13 protein-coding genes are annotated in these 18236 nt (G+C 46.8%); 11 read left to right on the plus strand and 2 right to left on the minus strand.

Annotation, left to right across the window (positions count from 1 at the left end; genetic code table 11):
- The first annotated feature begins 8 nt into the window (after positions 1 to 8).
- The 11 genes from B3O12_RS18545 to B3O12_RS18595 all read left to right on the plus strand — a co-directional run bounded on the left by B3O12_RS18545 (position 9) and on the right by B3O12_RS18595 (position 16600).
- Complete coding sequence (locus tag B3O12_RS18545; RefSeq protein WP_286747997.1) at positions 9 to 1550, plus strand: RagB/SusD family nutrient uptake outer membrane protein; 1542 nt, start codon at positions 9 to 11, stop codon at positions 1548 to 1550.
- Positions 1540 to 3342, plus strand: coding sequence for a LamG-like jellyroll fold domain-containing protein (locus B3O12_RS18550; RefSeq protein ID WP_286747999.1), 1803 nt, complete (start codon positions 1540 to 1542; stop codon positions 3340 to 3342). The genes B3O12_RS18545 and B3O12_RS18550 overlap by 11 nt, the downstream gene beginning before the upstream one ends.
- Before the next feature lie 77 nt (positions 3343 to 3419).
- Positions 3420 to 5372 (plus strand): glucoamylase family protein, encoded by a 1953-nt coding sequence (locus B3O12_RS18555; protein WP_286757374.1) that lies wholly within the window; start codon positions 3420 to 3422, stop codon positions 5370 to 5372.
- Between the two features lie 29 nt (positions 5373 to 5401).
- Positions 5402 to 6757, plus strand: coding sequence for a glucoamylase family protein (locus B3O12_RS18560; protein WP_286757376.1), 1356 nt, complete (start codon positions 5402 to 5404; stop codon positions 6755 to 6757).
- Positions 6747 to 7535: a prolyl oligopeptidase family serine peptidase gene (locus B3O12_RS18565; RefSeq protein ID WP_286757377.1), complete on the plus strand. Its 789-nt coding sequence runs from the start codon at positions 6747 to 6749 to the stop codon at positions 7533 to 7535. Before B3O12_RS18560 ends, B3O12_RS18565 begins: the two co-directional genes overlap by 11 nt.
- 12 nt (positions 7536 to 7547) lie before the next feature.
- Complete coding sequence (gene bglX, locus B3O12_RS18570) at positions 7548 to 9809, plus strand: beta-glucosidase BglX (protein ID WP_286757378.1); 2262 nt, start codon at positions 7548 to 7550, stop codon at positions 9807 to 9809.
- A 220-nt stretch (positions 9810 to 10029) separates the two neighbouring features.
- Positions 10030 to 11544, plus strand: a complete 1515-nt coding sequence (locus B3O12_RS18575) for a sulfatase family protein (RefSeq protein ID WP_286748077.1) — start codon at positions 10030 to 10032, stop codon at positions 11542 to 11544.
- A 3-nt stretch (positions 11545 to 11547) separates the two neighbouring features.
- Entirely contained in the window at positions 11548 to 12300 is a 753-nt protein-coding gene (locus B3O12_RS18580; RefSeq protein ID WP_286757379.1) for a sulfite exporter TauE/SafE family protein, read from the plus strand.
- 80 nt (positions 12301 to 12380) lie between these two features.
- Positions 12381 to 14213, plus strand: coding sequence for a family 43 glycosylhydrolase (locus B3O12_RS18585; protein WP_286757380.1), 1833 nt, complete (start codon positions 12381 to 12383; stop codon positions 14211 to 14213).
- Between the two features lie 607 nt (positions 14214 to 14820).
- Positions 14821 to 15420 carry an intradiol ring-cleavage dioxygenase gene (locus B3O12_RS18590; RefSeq protein WP_286757381.1) on the plus strand — a complete coding sequence of 200 codons (600 nt, stop codon included), beginning with the start codon at positions 14821 to 14823 and terminating at the stop codon, positions 15418 to 15420.
- Between the two features lie 175 nt (positions 15421 to 15595).
- A complete protein-coding gene (locus B3O12_RS18595) occupies positions 15596 to 16600 on the plus strand; it encodes a formylglycine-generating enzyme family protein (protein ID WP_286757382.1) in 1005 nt (334 codons plus the stop codon).
- Between the two features lie 39 nt (positions 16601 to 16639).
- On the opposite strand, the gene B3O12_RS18600 is transcribed toward B3O12_RS18595, so the two are convergent.
- Positions 16640 to 17734: an alkane 1-monooxygenase gene (locus B3O12_RS18600; RefSeq protein WP_189630460.1), complete on the minus strand. Its 1095-nt coding sequence runs from the start codon at positions 17732 to 17734 to the stop codon at positions 16640 to 16642.
- 19 nt (positions 17735 to 17753) lie between these two features.
- On the minus strand, positions 17754 to 18212 hold the full coding sequence (locus B3O12_RS18605) for a type I restriction enzyme HsdR N-terminal domain-containing protein (protein ID WP_286748084.1): 459 nt from the start codon (positions 18210 to 18212) through the stop codon (positions 17754 to 17756).
- Positions 18213 to 18236: the final 24 nt, after the last annotated feature.

The following is an 18236-nucleotide window of genomic DNA, read 5'->3' on the forward strand; positions in this document are numbered from 1 at the left end:
AACAGACAATGAAAGCATTAAATATAGTTAAGAAGCTCACAGCACTAAGCCTGGCCATGGTACTGGCAACCGGCTGTGACGACAAGCTCAACGATCCGCTGGAACAACGTGTGTTAGTAGAAGACACAGACTACACCAAAACGGAAAACATGGCTCAGCTTATTACAGGAGCCTACGAATTGCTCTACGCTCTGCAATGGGAAACCTTCCCTCTGCTATCCGTAAGGGGCGATGATGTAAACGCAGCCGGAGACCAGTTTCCACTCACAGAAACCGACTTTTTCCGCTACGACAGATCTTTCTGGATGTACAACTCCACCTGGCTCAACTTCTATGACGACATCATTAAGTTTCATGCCGCAATGGAAGAAATTGAGAAGTACAAGGAGTTTGCCGCCAACCCTGCCACGGCCGACCAGTACATTGCCGAGATTCGCGTAATGCGGGCCTTTGAACTCTTTCAGCTAGCCAGACTCTGGGGCAATATATTGCTCCCTACCAGCTCGCAAACCGATGGACTCTATACGACCCCGGTTTCTAGCTTCGAAGAGGTAATGACCCACATTTCTGAAGAAATGGATGCCGCTATCCCTCTCCTTCCGAATGTTCGCCCTAACCAGCGCACTGATATTAAGGGTGGAATTACCCGATACACTGCTCTGGCTGTAAAAGCCATGGCCAATCTGGAGCTTAAAAACTACCAGGCCGTTGCCGATGCCACCGGAGCCATCATTAGCTCCAATGCCTTTGAGCTATACCCTGATTTTTATGAGCTATTCAAAATTCCGGGGAAACTAAGCAACGAAAGCCTCCTGGAGTTCCAGTACTCAGACTTTGGTCAGAGCTCTGGCGAAGCCGAATACTACCTTCATGCCTTCTTTGGACCAAACAACTGGACCCCTGCAGTAGCCGGTTCCAGCGGTGGATGGGGTTTTTGGGAGCCTACCATGAAGTACATCAAGTTTATGCTGGACCGAAACGAGACTGTACGACTGGAAACAAGCGTTCTATTTACCAGAGAAGGTATTCAGCGCATTCAGGAAGACCCCAATTATGCCAACCTACCGGCCTTCGTTTCCAATACCACCAGAGATGGCGATGTAATAGGCCGAACAGACAACCAGCCTAACCCGCGTGCCATTTTCTCCAGCGGAAAGCACTACCTGCCCTCAAATCAGTTAACTCCGGGCAGAACCAGATATGGTGAAAACAAGAACTTCCTGGTTATACGCTATGCAGAAATTCTGCTCATGCATGCCGAAGCACTGGTGAATGGAGCCACAAGCACTGTTATGTCGGCCGATGATGCCGTGAACGAAGTACGCAACAGAGCCGGGCTGCCCGATATTAGCGGAGTAACTCTCAATGAAGTACTCAACGAAAAATTCGCTGAATTTGGGATGGAATGGGGTATTCGCTTCTACGATTTGGCGCGCTACGAGCGCACCTCAGAGCTGACTCACGATGGAAGAACCTATACGCCTGCTGCGCGATTCATTCCTTATCCATTGGCTCAATTGGATCTGTTAACCCAACTCAATGGCAACTAAGAAAACACAAAGCATTATGAAACTATTTAAATCAATCGTAACAAGCTTCGCCCTGCTACTCGTATTGGTGGGTTGCGACAACAGCTTTATAGACGAAATAGAGGCGGTTGACCCCGGTGCAGACGAGTCGGCACCGGCCGTCACCATCTCCTACCCTACTGAGGGCACCCAAATTCAGGTCTACGAATCGGTAACCTCCATAAACATTCAATTTGAGGTGACTGACGACATCGAAGTAGACAACATCTCAGTGAGGTTGAACGACAACGAAATTGTTAGCTACAGCGATTTTAAAGACTACAGACGTTTTGTAGGCGAATACCTCTACGAAGAATTGGTAGACGGTGATCATACACTCTCTATAGTAGCCACCGACATTGACGGTAAAACCACTACCAGAAGCGTGAATTTCTCCAAAGTACCACCTTATCAGGCCAAATATGATGGAGAAATATTCTACATGCCTTTTGATGGTGACAACATAGAGCTGGTAAGCGTAACCTACCCTACAGAAGTAGGCAACATGGGCTTTGCCGGACAGGGAAAAGTTGGCGGTAATGCTCTTGCAGGTGCCAGCGGGTCGTACCTTACTTTCCCAACCAATGGCCTGTTGGAAGATGAATTCAGTGCTGTTTTCTGGATGAAGGTAAATGCAACTCCTGACAGAGCCGGTGTATTGGTTATTGGGCCACCCGATGAAGCCAACCCTACCAACCCGAACAACAGAAAGGCCGGTTTCCGTTTCTTCAGAGAAAATGCAGGAGGCAAACAACGCTTTAAACTCAATGTGGGTACCGGTGCCTCCGATAGCTGGTTCGATGGAGGCGCTGCGGCCGATGTAGACCCCACCAAAGACGAATGGGTGCACATGGCCTTTACTATTTCTCAGTCAGAGGCCACCGTATACATAAACGGTCAGGTAGTGAAAACAGGAGCGTTTGCAGGAGTAGACTGGACCAACTGCGACATTATATCCATTATGTCAGGAGCTCCAAGGTTCACCGCGTGGAACCACCTTTCAGATCAAAGCTTTATGGATGAGCTCCGTTTATTCAACAAGGCACTCTCGCAAACCGAAATTCAGAACATTATTAGAGACGAAGGAGGCAATGTGCCTTATCAGGGTGAATTCGGTGAAATTTTCTATATGCCATTCGATGGCAACTATACAGAGGCAGCATCTGGCAGTAACGCTACTGCAGTGGGATCTCCTTCTTTTGCCGGATCGGGTTTGAGAGGAACCAATGCCTACAAAGGAGCGGCCGACTCTTACCTGACATTCCCTTCGGAGGCACTTGAAAACGATGAGTTTAGCGCTTCTTTCTGGTATAAGGTAAATGGCGATCCGGACAGAGCCGGTATTTTGGTAATAGGACCTCCGGACGATGCCAACCCCACAGCACAGAACAAGCGCACCAGCGGCTTTAGATTCTTTAGAGAAAATGCCGGTGGAGAGCAGCGTTTTAAACTCAATGTAGGTACCGGTGCCTCCGACAGCTGGTTCGATGGAGGCGATGCAGCCGATGTTCCCCTTACCAATACAGACTGGATTCACATGGCCTTTACCATATCGCAAACAGAAGCTAAGGTCTATATTAATGGTCAGCTGGTAAGCGAAGGCACTTTCGATGGCATAGACTGGACCGATTGCGATATTATGTCCATTATGTCGGGGGCTCCGCGCTTTACCGGATGGGGACACAATGCCGACCATAGTGTGATGGACGAGTTGCGCATTTTCGACCGTGTAATTACACAAACAGAAATACAGACAATCATTAATGCTCGCTAAGTAGCAATCGAATAATTACTATGAATTGGGGAATTCAGCCTGGCTGAAATCCCCAATTTCATCTAAACCAGTTAATAATGAAGCTCCACTACCTTCTGTCTTTAGTGTTTTTAAGCATGCTAGCCTGTAGCAAAGATGAGCCTGGCGCAGAACCCCTTGTGCTCAAAAATGCCTTTGCCGGTGACCTTGAACTGAGCACTGGTAGTGTTACAGAAGGAGTTCCTGTAGACCGAACTATATCTTTGGTATTTTCTGCTGCCCTCGATGAGTCTACTACTCAATCAGGAATACTATTGAGTGAAAACGACAACGAAGTTTCAAAAACCATCTCCCTTTCATCCCAAGGCAAATCAGCCCTACTACTCGTTAACGGTACACTTAAAGACAACACCCTATACACCATATCCATCAACCAAAACCTAAAAAGCACCGCGGGAGCAAGCACAACTCCCACCACTATTCAATTCAAAACACTGGCAGGAGCCCTCAGCCTAATCTCCATTGAAATAGATGGAGAAACGGTAGGCAACAACCCCAGAGTACAAGACATTGGTGTGCAACCCACTATTACCTTCAATTTTAGCACCGGGGTAAGCCTCCAAAGTTTTCAGAAAGCATTTAGACTAACAGGACGCTCCGTGAGCATAAGCAGTTCTGATGAAAACAGAGTGGTTTCCGTTACCCCAACCACAGCCCTAGACTACATTAAAAAATATAAAATCACCCTCTCAGAAGAATTAAAGAGCAGCGAAGGCAGAGACTTTGAAGGGTACTCCCTGGAGTTCTACACACAATTAAACCCGACCAATAAATTTCCGCAAATCTCTGAAAGCGAATTACTCACCAAGGTTCAGGAGCAAACCTTTAAATACTTCTGGGATTTTGCTCATCCTACCAGCGGATTGGCCAGAGAGCGCAACAGCAGTGGCAATACTGTAACCATTGGAGGCTCGGGCTTTGGTGTTATGGCCATACTGGTAGGTATAGAACGCGGTTTTATTAGCCGGCAACAAGGAATAGACAGGCTCCAGACCATTGTGAGCTTCTTAAAAAATGCCGATCGTTTTCATGGGGTATGGCCTCATTGGATGAACGGTAATACCGGTAAGGCCATTCCTTTTAGTGCTACAGACGATGGAGGCGACCTTGTAGAAACGGCTTTTATGATTCAGGGGCTCCTCACCGTTAGAGAATATCTCAACGCCTCCAATACTCAGGAAAAAGCCATTATAGATACCATTACAGAACTTTGGGAAGAGGTAGAATGGGATTGGTACACCAGAGGCGGCCAGAACGTATTGTACTGGCATTGGTCGCCCAATGTGGGCTGGGAAAAGAACCTGAAAATTCAGGGCTGGAACGAATCGCTAATAGTCTATGTACTGGCCGCCTCTTCTCCCACCCACCCTATTTCGGCCAATGTATACCATGAGGGTTGGGCCAGAAATGGCAATATGGCTAATGGTGAAGAATACTTTGGCACCACCTTGCCACTAGGCTACTCCTATGGAGGGCCACTATTCTTTAGCCACTACTCTTTCCTTGGCTTGGATCCGCGGCAGCTCGAAGATCAATACGCCAACTATTGGGATCAAAACGTAGCCCACAGCAAGATAAATTATGCATACGCTGTTGCCAACCCCAAAAACTTTGTTGGTTATAATGAAAACGCCTGGGGACTTACCGCCAGCGACAACCATCAAGGCTACTCTGCCCACTCTCCCACCAACGACCTGGGGGTAATTACCCCCACAGCCGCCCTTTCGTCTTTCCCCTATACACCCGATGAATCTATGAAGGCACTTAAACACTTCTACTACATTATGGGCGATATGCTTTGGGGAGAATATGGCTTCTACGATGCCTTTAACCTGACTGAAAGCTGGGTTGCCAGCTCATATCTGGCCATTGACCAGGGGCCTATTGTACTGATGATAGAAAATCACAGGACAGGCTTGCTGTGGAACCTGTTTATGAAAAGCAGTGAAATAACTAACGGACTAAAGAAACTCGGATTTACAAGCTACTGAACCAAACCCTAGAATAACCCTAAACTAAGATGAACAAAAGAACAATACTTCAATGTTTGATGGCCATGGCACTGGGCGCCTTTTTATGGGCTTGCAGTCAATCCAAAGGCAGCCAGCAGGCCGACTCTATAAAAACCCAAAGCGAAGAAGACTCTTTGCTCAACCTGGTGCAATATCAAACCTTTCAGTATTTCTGGAATGGTGCCGAGCCCAACAGCGGTATGGCCCGCGAGCGATATCACATGGACGATATTTATCCCAGTCACGACAAAGACATTATTACATCGGGCGGCTCAGGTTTTGGGCTTATGGCACTAATTGTGGGTATAGAAAGAGGCTTTATTACCCGGGAAGAAGGTATTGAGCGCTTTGAAAAGATTGTAGACTTTCTGGAAAAAGCCGATTCGTTCCATGGAGTATTCCCTCACTGGTGGGATGGCAAAACCGGTAAGGTTTCGGCCTTTAGCAAAAAAGACGATGGGGGCGACCTGGTAGAAACCTCTTTTCTGGCAGCCGGCCTGCTTACCGTGAGACAATACCTGGACAAAAACGATAAGCGAGAAAAACAGCTGGCCGAACGCATGAATACCCTTTGGGAAAACATTGAGTTCGACTGGCACACCAAAGGCGAAAATGTACTCTACTGGCACTGGTCGCCCAACTATGAGTGGGAAATGAACTTTGATGTTAGAGGTTACAATGAGTGCCTCATTATGTATGTGCTGGCAGCTTCATCGCCAACCCACTCGGTAGACCCTGCTGTGTATCATGAAGGTTGGGCCATGAATGGTGCCATTGCCAACGATACTACCTACTATGGACTCGAAACCGTACTTAACCACTACGAAACCAACGACTCACCCGTGGGTCCGCTCTTTTGGGCACACTACTCTTACCTCGGCCTTAACCCAAAAGGCCTGAAAGACAAGTATGGAGACTACTGGAAGCTCAACCGCAATCATGCCCTCATTCATCACAAACATGCAGTAGCCAATCCCAATGAATTCAAAGGATACGGGCCTGACATGTGGGGCTTTACCTCCAGCTACTCCATGAGAGGCTATGCCGGCCATAGACCTGACCGCGATCTTGGGGTAATTTCGCCAACTGCTGCCCTTTCTTCTTTCCCATATACTCCGGAAGAAAGCATGGCCATGCTAAAAAAACTCTACACCGAAGCCGATTCCCTTGTAGGCGAATTTGGTCCTTACGATGCTTTTAGCTTCCACGAAAATTGGTACCTCCCACGCTACCTGGCCATCGATCAGGGCCCAATTCCAGTAATGATCGAAAACTACCGCAGCGGGCTAATCTGGGATCTGTTTATGTCGGCTCCGGAAATACAGCAAGGACTTAAAAAACTAGGTTTCTACTATGAAGATTAAGCTACTGCTCATCTGTACTTTGGCCGGGGTATTAAACATTAGCCTGGCCCAAACCAAGGAAGACTTTAGAGCGGCAAAACACACCTATGAAGAAGGTTCGCTCAACTATAGAGTACTTTATCCGGATGGGTTCGATCCCACAAAGGAATATCCACTGGTACTTTTTCTTCATGGCGCTGGTGAACGTGGTACCAACAATGAGAAACAGTTGGTGCATGGCAGCAAACTGTTTCTCGACCCTTCCAATCGGGAAAAGTTTCCGGCCATTGTCGTTTTTCCTCAATGCCCACCGGAAGACTACTGGGCCAATGTACACAGACCACTCGATGAGAATGGAAAACGTCAGTTTACCTATTTCACCACCAAAACAGAACCTACATTGGCCATGAAAGGCCTTCTTTCATTGGTCGATTCGCTTAGTCGGGTTGCTCATATAGATAAAGACAGAATGTATGTAATGGGCCTTTCCATGGGAGGAATGGGCACATTTGAGCTTGTGAGCCGCAGACCCAAAACGTTTGCGGCTGCCGCACCCATTTGTGGTGGCGACCACCCAAAAAGTGCCAGAAAGTACGCCAAAAAAGTACCCTTCTGGATATTCCATGGCCTGAAAGACGATGTAGTGCCTCCTCATTTTTCTAAAGAAATGGCCAGTGCTATTGAAGAAAAGGGCGGTCGGGTAAAACTCACCCTTTACCCCAATGCCAACCACAACAGCTGGGATCCTGCATTTGCCGAACCTGAACTATTGCCCTGGCTATTTTCTCATTCCAAGTAACCTATACCCGCAATGCATTCATTCAACATCCATAAAAGCACACCTCTTATACTCCTGGTAAGCATCATGGGGTTCATGGCCCTAAATGGCTGCGAAAACCCATCGGGCAGCTCAGACCCTATGAGCCGGTTCATCGATTCGCTCATTCAAGAAATGACCATCGAAGAAAAAGCCGGACAGCTCACCCTCTACACCAGTGGCTGGGATGTAACAGGACCTGTATTGCGCGATGACTACATGGACGAATTGAGGGCTGGCAGGGCCGGTAATCTCTTTAATGCCCATACCGTAGACTACGCCCGTGAGCTGCAGCGCATAGCTGTTGAAGAAACACTGCTGGGTATTCCTCTACTCTTTGGCTTGGATGTAATTCATGGTTATAAAACCACCTTCCCAATTCCTCTGGCCGAGGCTTCTAGTTGGGACCTTGATATTATTGAAAAATCGGCTCACCTGGCCGCCAAAGAAGCCGCCTCTGCCGGAGTCAACTGGACCTTCAACCCCATGGTTGATGTTGCGCGCGACCCTCGTTGGGGCCGCATTGCAGAAGGTAGTGGCGAAGACCCCTTCCTAGGTGCACTCATTGGTGCTGCCAAGGTTAGGGGCATACAGGGTAAAAACCTTGCCGACCCTACCACCATTTTGGCCTGCGTAAAGCACTTTGCCGCCTATGGAGCTTCCCAGGCAGGGCGCGACTATCATACAGTGGATATGTCTGACCGGGAATTGAGGCAGAACTATTTACCTCCCTACAAAGCCGCTCTGGAGGCCGGTGCCGCCACAGTAATGACCAGCTTTAACGAGTTGGATGGAGTGCCTGCTTCTGGCAACCACTACCTGATGACAGAAATATTGCGCAATGAATGGGGTTTTGATGGCTTTGTGGTAACCGACTACACATCTATCAATGAAATGGTGCCTCATGGAGTAGTAGCCAACGAGAAAGAGGCCGCAGAGCTGGCCTTTAAAGCAGGCGTACAAATGGATATGCAGGGAGGGCTTTACAGCCGTTACATTCCGGAACTGATTGCCGAAGGAAAGATTGAAGAGTCTACACTGAATGAGTATGTAAGACAGGTGTTGGAAATGAAGTACAAACTGGGATTGTTTGAAGACCCCTACCGATACCTAAACAAAGACAGGGAGCAACAAACGCTATATTCTCAAGAATTAATGAATCATGCGTTATTGGCCGCAAAAGAGTCTATTGTACTGCTCAAAAACCAACCGGCAAGCAAAGGCCAAAGTAATCTTTTGCCACTTTCTAAAAAACTTGGCTCAGTAGCTCTTATTGGTCCATTGGCCGATAACCGCAAAGATATGCTAGGCACCTGGCATGTAGCTGGCGATGCCTCTAAAGTGATTACTCTAAAAGAAGGCATAGCGCAAATTGCTCCCGGAGTAAAAATCAACTATGCACGTGGTGCCGGCTTTAGTGGAGACGACCGGTCGGGTTTTGCTGAAGCTCTGGCAGCAGCCAGAAAATCGGATGTAGTTATAATGGCCATAGGTGAAGACTATACCCAAAGCGGAGAAGCAGCCAGCCGATCGGAAATAGGACTGCCAGGACCGCAACAAGAGCTTATAGAAGCTATACATGCGCTTGGCAAACCCATAGTCGCAGTGGTAATGGCTGGCAGGCCACTCACCATCAATTGGATTGACGAACACATTCCTGCTGTTATGAACGCCTGGCATCTGGGCACAATGTCTGGAAAAGCCATTGCTGAAACGCTTTTCGGAGACCATAATCCGGCCGGCAAACTCACCATAACTTTTCCTAAAAACGTGGGTCAGATTCCCATATACTATAACATGAAGAATACAGGCCGCCCTTTTAGTGCCGACAACAAATACACCAGTAAATACCTGGATGTTTCTAACGAGCCGCTCTATCCTTTCGGCTACGGACTGAGCTACACCACCTTTGAGTACAGCGACATTAGCTTGAGCAGCTCTGAGCTATCGTTCGATAGCTCCCTTACCGTTTCGGCCACGGTAACCAACACGGGAACCTATGAGGGCCAAGAGGTAGTACAGCTCTATGTGCGAGACATGGTGGGCAGCGTAACCCGCCCGGTAAAAGAGCTCAAAGGATTCGAGAAAATTAAACTTAAACCCGGAGAATCGAAGCGCGTGTCGTTTAACCTTAGCGCTAAAGACCTGGCATTCTATACTTTAGATATGCGCTTTGAAGCCGAACCGGGGGATTTCAAAGTATTTATTGGCCCCAACTCTTCCACAGGGCTTGAGGCCGACTTTAAGCTTAAGTAAAGAAAAATGCCGTCCTTTTCCAGAAGTGCAATCATCGTTTCAGCCCCCTTGGAATCATTCACCGGAATTTCTGTCAATGGGCAAGGCAGAAAAAATACAGCCGTGAGTGAAAACTGGAAATTCAATGCGGACGGCATCTTATGGGTAGGTCGGTGGGAACCCTGCACGCTGGGCAACCATCGACCTCACCTATGCCATTGTACAATCAAAAACTAAGACCATGACTAATTCCACAACCAAACTTTTAAGTCTGCTGGCGCTGGTGCATCTGGTAGCATTGGCTTGCTCTGCCCCAAGGGGCGAACAAAAAAACGACTTGATTTTAAAGCACATTGAAGGGACAGAACCCATGAATGTAGTTTTTATTCTTAGTGATGACCATCGCTACGACTTCATGGGTTTTACTGGTAAAGTACCTTTCTTAGAAACTCCTGCAATGGACAAAATGGCACGCGAAGGGGCCCATATTGAAAATGCATTCGTTACCACCTCGCTATGTTCGCCCAGCCGGGCTTCCATTCTCACGGGGCAGCTATCGCACCACCACCAGGTGGTAGACAATCAGTCGCTTATTGCTGATAGTATTAAGTTCTTCCCCCAATACCTTCAGGCAGCCGGTTACGAAACAGCCTTTATGGGCAAATGGCATATGGGTGAACACCATGCAGACCCTCGAAAGGGCTTTGATCATTGGTTTAGCCTTAAAGGTCAGGGCAATTATTACAACCCACTCATTAACATCAATGGGGTTGAAAAAACCTTTAGCGACAGCACATACATTACCGATTTACTTACCGAAGAGGCTGTTAAATGGCTAAGCGAAAGAGACGGCCAAAAGCCCTTTTTCCTCTATTTATCACACAAAGGCGTACATGCCGACTTTAAACCGGCCAAACGACACCAGGGAGTATATGCCAATACCAAACCGAGTTATCCGCCTACCATGTTTCCTGAAAAGAACAAAGACTACAACTATGCCGATGTACCCGATTGGGTAAAAAAACAACGCAACAGCTGGCATGGTGTAGACTATATGTATCATGGTCAGATTGGTTTCGATGAGTTTTACCAGCTTTATACCGAAACGCTACTTTCGGTAGATGAAAGCATTGCAGCCGTGCTTGACCAACTGGAGAAGAGCGGACAGATTGACAATACCATTGTATTCTATATGGGCGATAATGGCTTTTCTTTTGGTGAGCACGGCCTTATTGACAAGCGACATGCCTATGAAGAATCCATTCGGGTGCCGCTGCTCATTTATGGCGGAAAAGATGTAATTAAGCAGAATAAGGTGAAGCAAATGATTCAGAACATAGACATTGGCCCCACCATATTAGCCATGGCCGGTTTAGAAAAACCCACCAATATGGATGGAGAGAGCTTTTTACCTATTCTTAAAGGGGAGAATCCCGATAACTGGAGAAAACGCATTTATTATGAGTACTTCTGGGAGCGGCCATTTCCGCAAACTCCTACAGTACATGCGGTAAGAACAGACAAATATAAGTTTATACGCTACTATGGTTTGTGGGACATTAACGAGCTTTATGACCTGGAGAACGACCCTTGGGAGATGAATAATCTAATCAGGGACGAAGCGTATCGCGACATTGCCAAACAACTTCGCACCGACCTTTTTAACTGGCTTGAAGAAACAGGTGGAATGCAAATTCCACTAAAGACTGATGGCACGGGAGCGCGGTTCGACCATTTGTACAGGGGCACCTTTTAAAGAGTGAATTGGACCAACGAAATATTGCTTATAGCCGGAGGCATATTGGCGGGAATAGTGAACACCATTTCCGGTAGTGGCACACTGTTCAGCATGGGAGTAATGACCCTCACGGGTATTCCGTTGGTAATGGCCAATACCACTACACGCCCCGGGGTTTTCTTTCAAAACCTAACGGGAGTGTTGGTGCTTCGAAAGACTATTTCTTCGCAGCATGGTCAGTTTAAACTCACTCCAATTCTCTCTACCGTAGCCGGAGCTATGGCGGGTGCCTGGTGCGCCACTCAGGTGTCCAACGCATCCTTCAACCTAATGGCTACGATAGTAATGGTAGCCTTGCTGATTTCGTTTCTTTTACCCGGCTCACTAACCAGAAGATCGAAACTATCATTTTCCGGTAGTTCGGGCTGGGCTGCAATTTTGCTATTTCTCGGTGGTTTGTACGGTGGTTTTATACAGATAGGCGTGGGCATTCTCATTCTGGTTATACTTTCCGGAGTATACCGTATGCCCTATCAGGAGGCCAATACGTACAAACTGCTTATCGTACTCATTTATACCATTCCCACTACACTGTATTTTGCCTTTACCAACCACATTCTCTGGAAGCCAGCCCTGTTGCTGGCCATAGGTCAGGTAATAGGTGCCTATGGTGCGGCCCGGTTTATAAGAGTAAACACTAAAGCCCACTTGTGGGCCAAAGTTATTTCGGTTTTAATGATTGTGGCTACGCTCATCAAGGTATGGTTTTATTGAGTATATCGGCCGCAACAAACGTGTCAGAATAATCATTTCAACCCTAACACAACCCTATAAGGATCAATACATAAATTTCTATGAAAAGCATTAACCTGTTCTTCCCACTTCTGCTCCTTCTCGCCTGCTCAGGCCCAGAACAGCACCAGCCAAAAGTGTCATTTTCTACGGCTCAGGAGCAAAAGCACTATAAAACATATTGCAACCCACTAGACATCGATTACACCTACATGTCGCATTACAGGGCCAACAACAACGTTTCCTATCGCTCGGGTGCCGACCCGGCCATTGTGAACTTTAAGGGCACCTACTACATGTTTGTTACCCGTTCTCACGGCTATTGGGCCTCTGAAGACATGAGCAATTGGCGGTTTATCAGACCCCGGAGTTGGTATTTCAACGGCAGTAATGCTCCTGCTGCCACTGTAAGAGACGGAAAAATTCTGGTATTAGGCGACCCTTCGGGTAGGGGCGCGGTCATCGAAACAGACAACCCGGAATTGGGCGATTGGAAAACCAACTTTGCAGTGATTAATACGCCCAATGGCGTGCAGGACCCAATGCTGTTTACTGACGATGATGGCCGAGTATACCTCTATGAGGAGTCGTCTAACAAATTCCCTATCAGGGGAGTAGAGCTAGACCCGGACAACTACTATATTCCCAAAGGAGAACAGACCGATTTACTTTACCTTCAGCCCGAAAAACATGGGTGGGAACGTTTTGGGCAAGATCATAAATCGGAAATCCAGCCATTTATAGAGGGTCCCTGGATGGTAAAGCATGGAGACACCTACTACCTGGAATATGGTGCTCCGGGAACTCAGTGGAACGTGTATGCCGATGGAGTATATACCAGTAAAAGCCCTTTGGGGCCGTTTGAATATGCTCCTTACAACCCAATTTCTTACAAACCCGGAGGATTTCTGAAAGGCTCGGGGCATGGCAGCACCGTACGCGATAATAATGGCAATTACTGGCACTACGCTACAATGGCCATTTCAGTAAACTATAAGTTTGAGCGAAGAATAGGGATGTACCCTGCCGGATTCGAAGAAAACGGTCAAATGTACGTGAATACTGCCTATGGAGACTATCCTCACTATTTGCCCGGTACACCCGTGGAAGATCACAAAAACCGATTTACCGGGTGGATGCTCCTTAGCTACAACAAGCCGGTACGCACAAACTCAGGCCTGGTGAGTCAGGAAATCAACGTGGTAGATGAAAGCGAGTCGGGCTATATGCTCGGGCAAATTAGGGAGTTCGATATCCGTAAAATAAACGATGAAGAAATTCGCTCCTATTGGGTATCGGAGGCCAACAACGATTCCATTTTTGTGGAAGTAGATTTAGAGAAAACCATGGATGTAAAAGCTATCCAGATCAACTTTCAAGACTTTAACAGTAAAATATTCGGGCGTCCGGATACGCTGAGACAGCAATTTACAATAGAGGCCTCTATTGATGGCAACAAGTGGCAGACCATTGCAGACTACTCTGAAAACATGCGCGACATGCCCCACGGATACATTGAGTTACCCCAAGCTATTGAAGCCCGCTATGTGCGCTACAACCATGTATACTGCACCAATGAGTACCTCTCCATCTCCGAGTTCAGGGTATTTGGCAACGGCAAAGAGGACCTACCCGAAACCCCTGCCAACTTTAAGGTGAGCCGACAAAAAGACCGGAGAAATGCAGACTTGAGCTGGGATACCGTTGAGGGTGCCACAGGCTATGTCATTTATTGGGGTATAGCCGAAGACAAACTGAACCTTTCTGCCATGATCTATGGAGCGAATAGCTATGAACTTAGAGCTCTCAATACAGACACCGGCTACTACTACCAGGTGGAAGCTTTTGATGAAAACGGAATTTCGGAAAGAAGCGAAATACTATTTACTCAATAGGAGCTGTTGGGTACCAAGAAGGTTTTGTGATAAAAACCACCCAATATTTTCCAGACTAAGACCAGAATTTCTTTTATCAATAAATTCAACCCAAATAAAGCCCTTGCCCAGCGGTATCGGGTCAAAAAGAAGTATTTAAAGATAAAACATCATTACTATGTATTACTTTAGATAAAATCCTTTACATGACCACCGACTACCAATCTGTAAGGTTTATTCATTGGTATTGCTCTAGGGTTCATTCTATATCACATGAGACCAAGCTCTTCGAGAAGAAGAAGGAGAAAGAGAAAAAAATATAAATCAAAAGGGTATTCCTTTCTTATCTGAGAGATAAAATGGACTATGGTTTTTGTCAGAACCAACGTGCCGCGTATTTTCTGGCGTTAAAAAGAAAATGGAAGCAATCAATCCAATATACTCTTATATCCATCTTACGGATTAAAGCCCTAATACTATTCGACATGTAGACTAAACAACCAACTAGCCCCTCACCGCTAACAACACCAAGAACGGGTAGTACTTGAATAAGCTTCTATATGTCCTGCGAACCCGGTTGTTGATCGAAAAGAACCAACTGACCAAGGTAGTTATCGTTCACCCAGCTATGAGAAACTTGTTCATTGGCTTACTTCTGTGGCCTCTCTACTCTCAGGCACAGATACTCGGAGGCCCCTGCGAGGGTTGCGAGGCATTATTAGAGTACGGCAACAAAACGTTGACATCTACCGATACTCTACCGGGGTTTAAAGAGGGGGCTCCTCAAATGATTATTCAGGGAACCGTATTTCAAAAAGACGGCCATACCCCTGCCAAAGGCGTTATTATTTATGCTTACCACACCAATAGTGAAGGAATATACCCCACCCGGGGCAATGAAACAGGTTGGGGCAGAAGACATGGCTACATAAGAGGATGGGCTATAACCGATAAAAACGGCCAATATACCTTCTATACCTTCAGGCCTGGAAGCTATCCCGGCCGAACAGCTCCAGCCCATGTACACCTTACCATAAAAGAGCCCGGCAAAAGAGAATATTACATTGACGATATAATGTTTGAAAATGACGAACTCTTGAGCCAAAGTATTCGCAAAGACAGGAAAAACAGAGGCGGAAATGGTATTGTTAATCTCAAAGAAGAGAATGGTTTCTTTTGGGCAAGACGCGACATTTTTCTGGGCTTAAATATCCCAAACTACCGCTAATTTTCACTCTCAATTGGTCGGCCTATAATCTATTAAAAAGCCTGTTAATGCCTAAATTGCCCTCTGACTAAATAAGGCATCGAATATGCGGCAATTTGTGCTTTCATTCTGTTCCTGCTTTTGGCTCATAGTAAGCTGTCAGCCCAAACCCACAACAGAGCAATCTGCGTCTTCAATGCGCGCCTATATACCCGAACCTTACGCATCGGAAATAGCACAAATACCCTATAGAGGCTATACAGATACCACCCATATGGTGTGGATAAAAGGGGGAACTTTTACCATGGGAGCAGAGCATAAAATGGCAATGGCCCATGAAAAACCACCACATAGAGTACAAGTAGGAGGTTTCTGGATGGATAAGTACGAGGTCACCAATGCAGAATTTTTGGCCTTTACCCAAGCCACCGGATACAAGACCTTAGCCGAACGGGCACTGGACTGGGAAACCATGAAAAAAGAGCTGCCTCCCGGCACTCCAAAACCGCCTGACAGCCTGTTAGCCCCGGGCTCATTGGTATTCTACAGTCCCCCGCAAGTAGAAGACATGCATAACTATGCTCAATGGTGGCAATGGAAAAACCATGTAAACTGGCGCCAGCCGGAGGGCCCGGGAAGCAGCATTGAAGACCGTATGAACCATCCGGTAGTTCACATTGCCTACTACGATGCGCTTGCCTACTGCCAATGGGCAGGTAAAGAGCTACCTACAGAAGCAGAGTGGGAGTTTGCTGCCCGGGGCGGAAAGGAAGGCCATATTTACCCCTGGGGTAATGAATTAATCCCTGAGAACAAACCTATGGCCAACTACTGGCAGGGCAATTTTCCTCTAAATAACACGGTAGACGATGGATTTGAGCACACCAGTCCTGTCGGGGTCTTTGCGGCCAATGGATACGGCCTGTTCGATATGGCAGGTAACGTATGGGAATGGTGCAGCGACTTTTACGATGCCAACTATTATCAGCAACTGGCATTAAAAGGAACTATTAGTAACCCGCAAGGCCCTGAAAGAAGTTATGATCCGGCAGCTCCGTATGCAATTAAACATGTGATCAAAGGCGGTTCATTTTTATGCAACGACAGCTATTGCTCCAGCTACAGAGTATCGGCCAAAATGCCTGCGGCACCGGATACCGGAATGCCTCACCTGGGTTTCCGAACCATCTTGCGTCCCTAACCTATCCCTGACAGTTCATGAGCCATCACCCAGTGGGCTTCATCCACTACCTTTAGCGTTGTATACTTCTTCCTCCCAGGCCTTTAGCTTTGGATTCATCCACCGAAACCATAATGGAGGACAGGCCGCCAGTAAAATCATGGCCGGATAACCTGAAGGCAACTGGGGCGATTCATCGTAGTGCTTCAATACCTGATAGCGCTTAATGGCATAGGCATGGTGATCGGAATGCCGTTGTAATTGAAAAAGAAAAAAATTGCTCAACCGATGGTTAGAATTCCAGGAATGCATTGGGTTCACCTTTTCATATCGCCCGGGGGCAAGCTCTTTTCGCACTATTCCATAATGCTCAATGTAATTTACCAACTCCAGGAGTGTGAATGCCAAAATACTTTGACCAAAGAAGAACACCACCACCGGCCAGGCCATTTCCTGCAAATACCAGGTTGCGGCCAGCACAATCAGGGCGCAAAAAATAAGGGGTAGAACAGTAAACCAGAGCATATTATTCCTGAGGCTCAAAAACCCTTGCTTTCTGCGGCTCAACCTTTCCTTTTCCAGTTTCCAGGCACTAAAATAACTACCGAAAACCGAGCGTATCCAAAAACGATAAAAAGGCTCATTTTTACGACTCGTAGCCGGATCTCGAGGTGTGGCCACATAGACATGATGTCCACGGTTATGCTCAATATAAAAATGCATATAGCATACCGTCATTAGTAGTAGTTTGGAACAAAACCGCTCCCAGCCCGACTTCTTGTGGCCTAACTCATGAGCTACAGTAATGCCTATGCCCCCGGTTACCAGGGCACAGCTAAGGGTAAAGCCAATCCACTCCATAAGGTCGAGGGAATGTGAGGCAACCATCCAACATGCCCATAAGACAAAGGCTACCTGAAAAAAAGTCCATACGTAAGTGATAAATCGATAATAGAACTGTTCGGCCAGAAGCAAACTTTCATTCTCACTTAAATTTTCAGGGTCTTCTCCTATCAGATGATCGGCCAAAGGAATGAGCACAAACACAAAGGCAACCGTCAACCAGTTCCAATAACCCCCGGAATAAAAGCCCAGCACAGTGAGCGAGGGAATGATAAAAGCCGTAAGAAAACCAATCTTCTTGATCCAACTCATGTAGAAAAATACAATTTCCCTACATCACTTTCAACTGTTGGTAGTCAGGTATGGTACTCAACATTTGGGTTGGCTCATTAGCGCTTGAGCATAAACCAGCATAGGTTTGTATACCGTTACTAATAATTACCAGCCTGGATTGACAAACCTTGTTGTACGCGGCAATTTGCTCCACCACGTTTTGTCCCAAAGCCACAGAAGGTGCTTTACATTCTACCAGTACCAATGGTTTGAGCTTCTGGTCATAAATGAGAATATCGCTGCGTTTTTGCAGTTCATTATATTTCAAGCCCGACTCCACGCGAGTACGGGCCGCAGGATAACCCAAATTGACCATAAGATGGTTGAGCATGTGCTGCCTAACCCATTCTTCAGGAGTCAATTGAACGAACTTCTTTCGAATGGGATCGAAAATAAATAACTTGCCGCCTCTATTCTCAAGCCGATAGGCGTATGTCGGCAGGTTGAGTTGCAACATTGGGCAAATCTAATTACACCAAAC

The sequence above is a fragment of the Roseivirga sp. UBA838 genome (assembly GCF_002296035.1).
GTDB lineage: Bacteria > Bacteroidota > Bacteroidia > Cytophagales > Cyclobacteriaceae > Roseivirga > Roseivirga thermotolerans.

Bases quoted from the DNA above. Each gene is read 5' to 3' on its own strand.
- B3O12_RS18545 (WP_286747997.1), top strand. From the start codon at position 9: ATGAAAGCATTAAATATAGTTAAGAAGCTCACAGCACTAAGCCTGGCC.
- B3O12_RS18550 (WP_286747999.1), top strand. From the start codon at position 1,540: ATGGCAACTAAGAAAACACAAAGCATTATGAAACTATTTAAATCAATC.
- B3O12_RS18555 (WP_286757374.1), top strand. From the start codon at position 3,420: ATGAAGCTCCACTACCTTCTGTCTTTAGTGTTTTTAAGCATGCTAGCC.
- B3O12_RS18560 (WP_286757376.1), top strand. From the start codon at position 5,402: ATGAACAAAAGAACAATACTTCAATGTTTGATGGCCATGGCACTGGGC.
- B3O12_RS18565 (WP_286757377.1), top strand. From the start codon at position 6,747: ATGAAGATTAAGCTACTGCTCATCTGTACTTTGGCCGGGGTATTAAAC.
- bglX (WP_286757378.1), top strand. From the start codon at position 7,548: ATGCATTCATTCAACATCCATAAAAGCACACCTCTTATACTCCTGGTA.
- B3O12_RS18575 (WP_286748077.1), top strand. From the start codon at position 10,030: ATGACTAATTCCACAACCAAACTTTTAAGTCTGCTGGCGCTGGTGCAT.
- B3O12_RS18585 (WP_286757380.1), top strand. From the start codon at position 12,381: ATGAAAAGCATTAACCTGTTCTTCCCACTTCTGCTCCTTCTCGCCTGC.
- B3O12_RS18590 (WP_286757381.1), top strand. From the start codon at position 14,821: ATGAGAAACTTGTTCATTGGCTTACTTCTGTGGCCTCTCTACTCTCAG.
- B3O12_RS18595 (WP_286757382.1), top strand. From the start codon at position 15,596: ATGCGCGCCTATATACCCGAACCTTACGCATCGGAAATAGCACAAATA.
- B3O12_RS18600 (WP_189630460.1), bottom strand. From the start codon at position 17,734: ATGAGTTGGATCAAGAAGATTGGTTTTCTTACGGCTTTTATCATTCCC.
- B3O12_RS18605 (WP_286748084.1), bottom strand. From the start codon at position 18,212: ATGTTGCAACTCAACCTGCCGACATACGCCTATCGGCTTGAGAATAGA.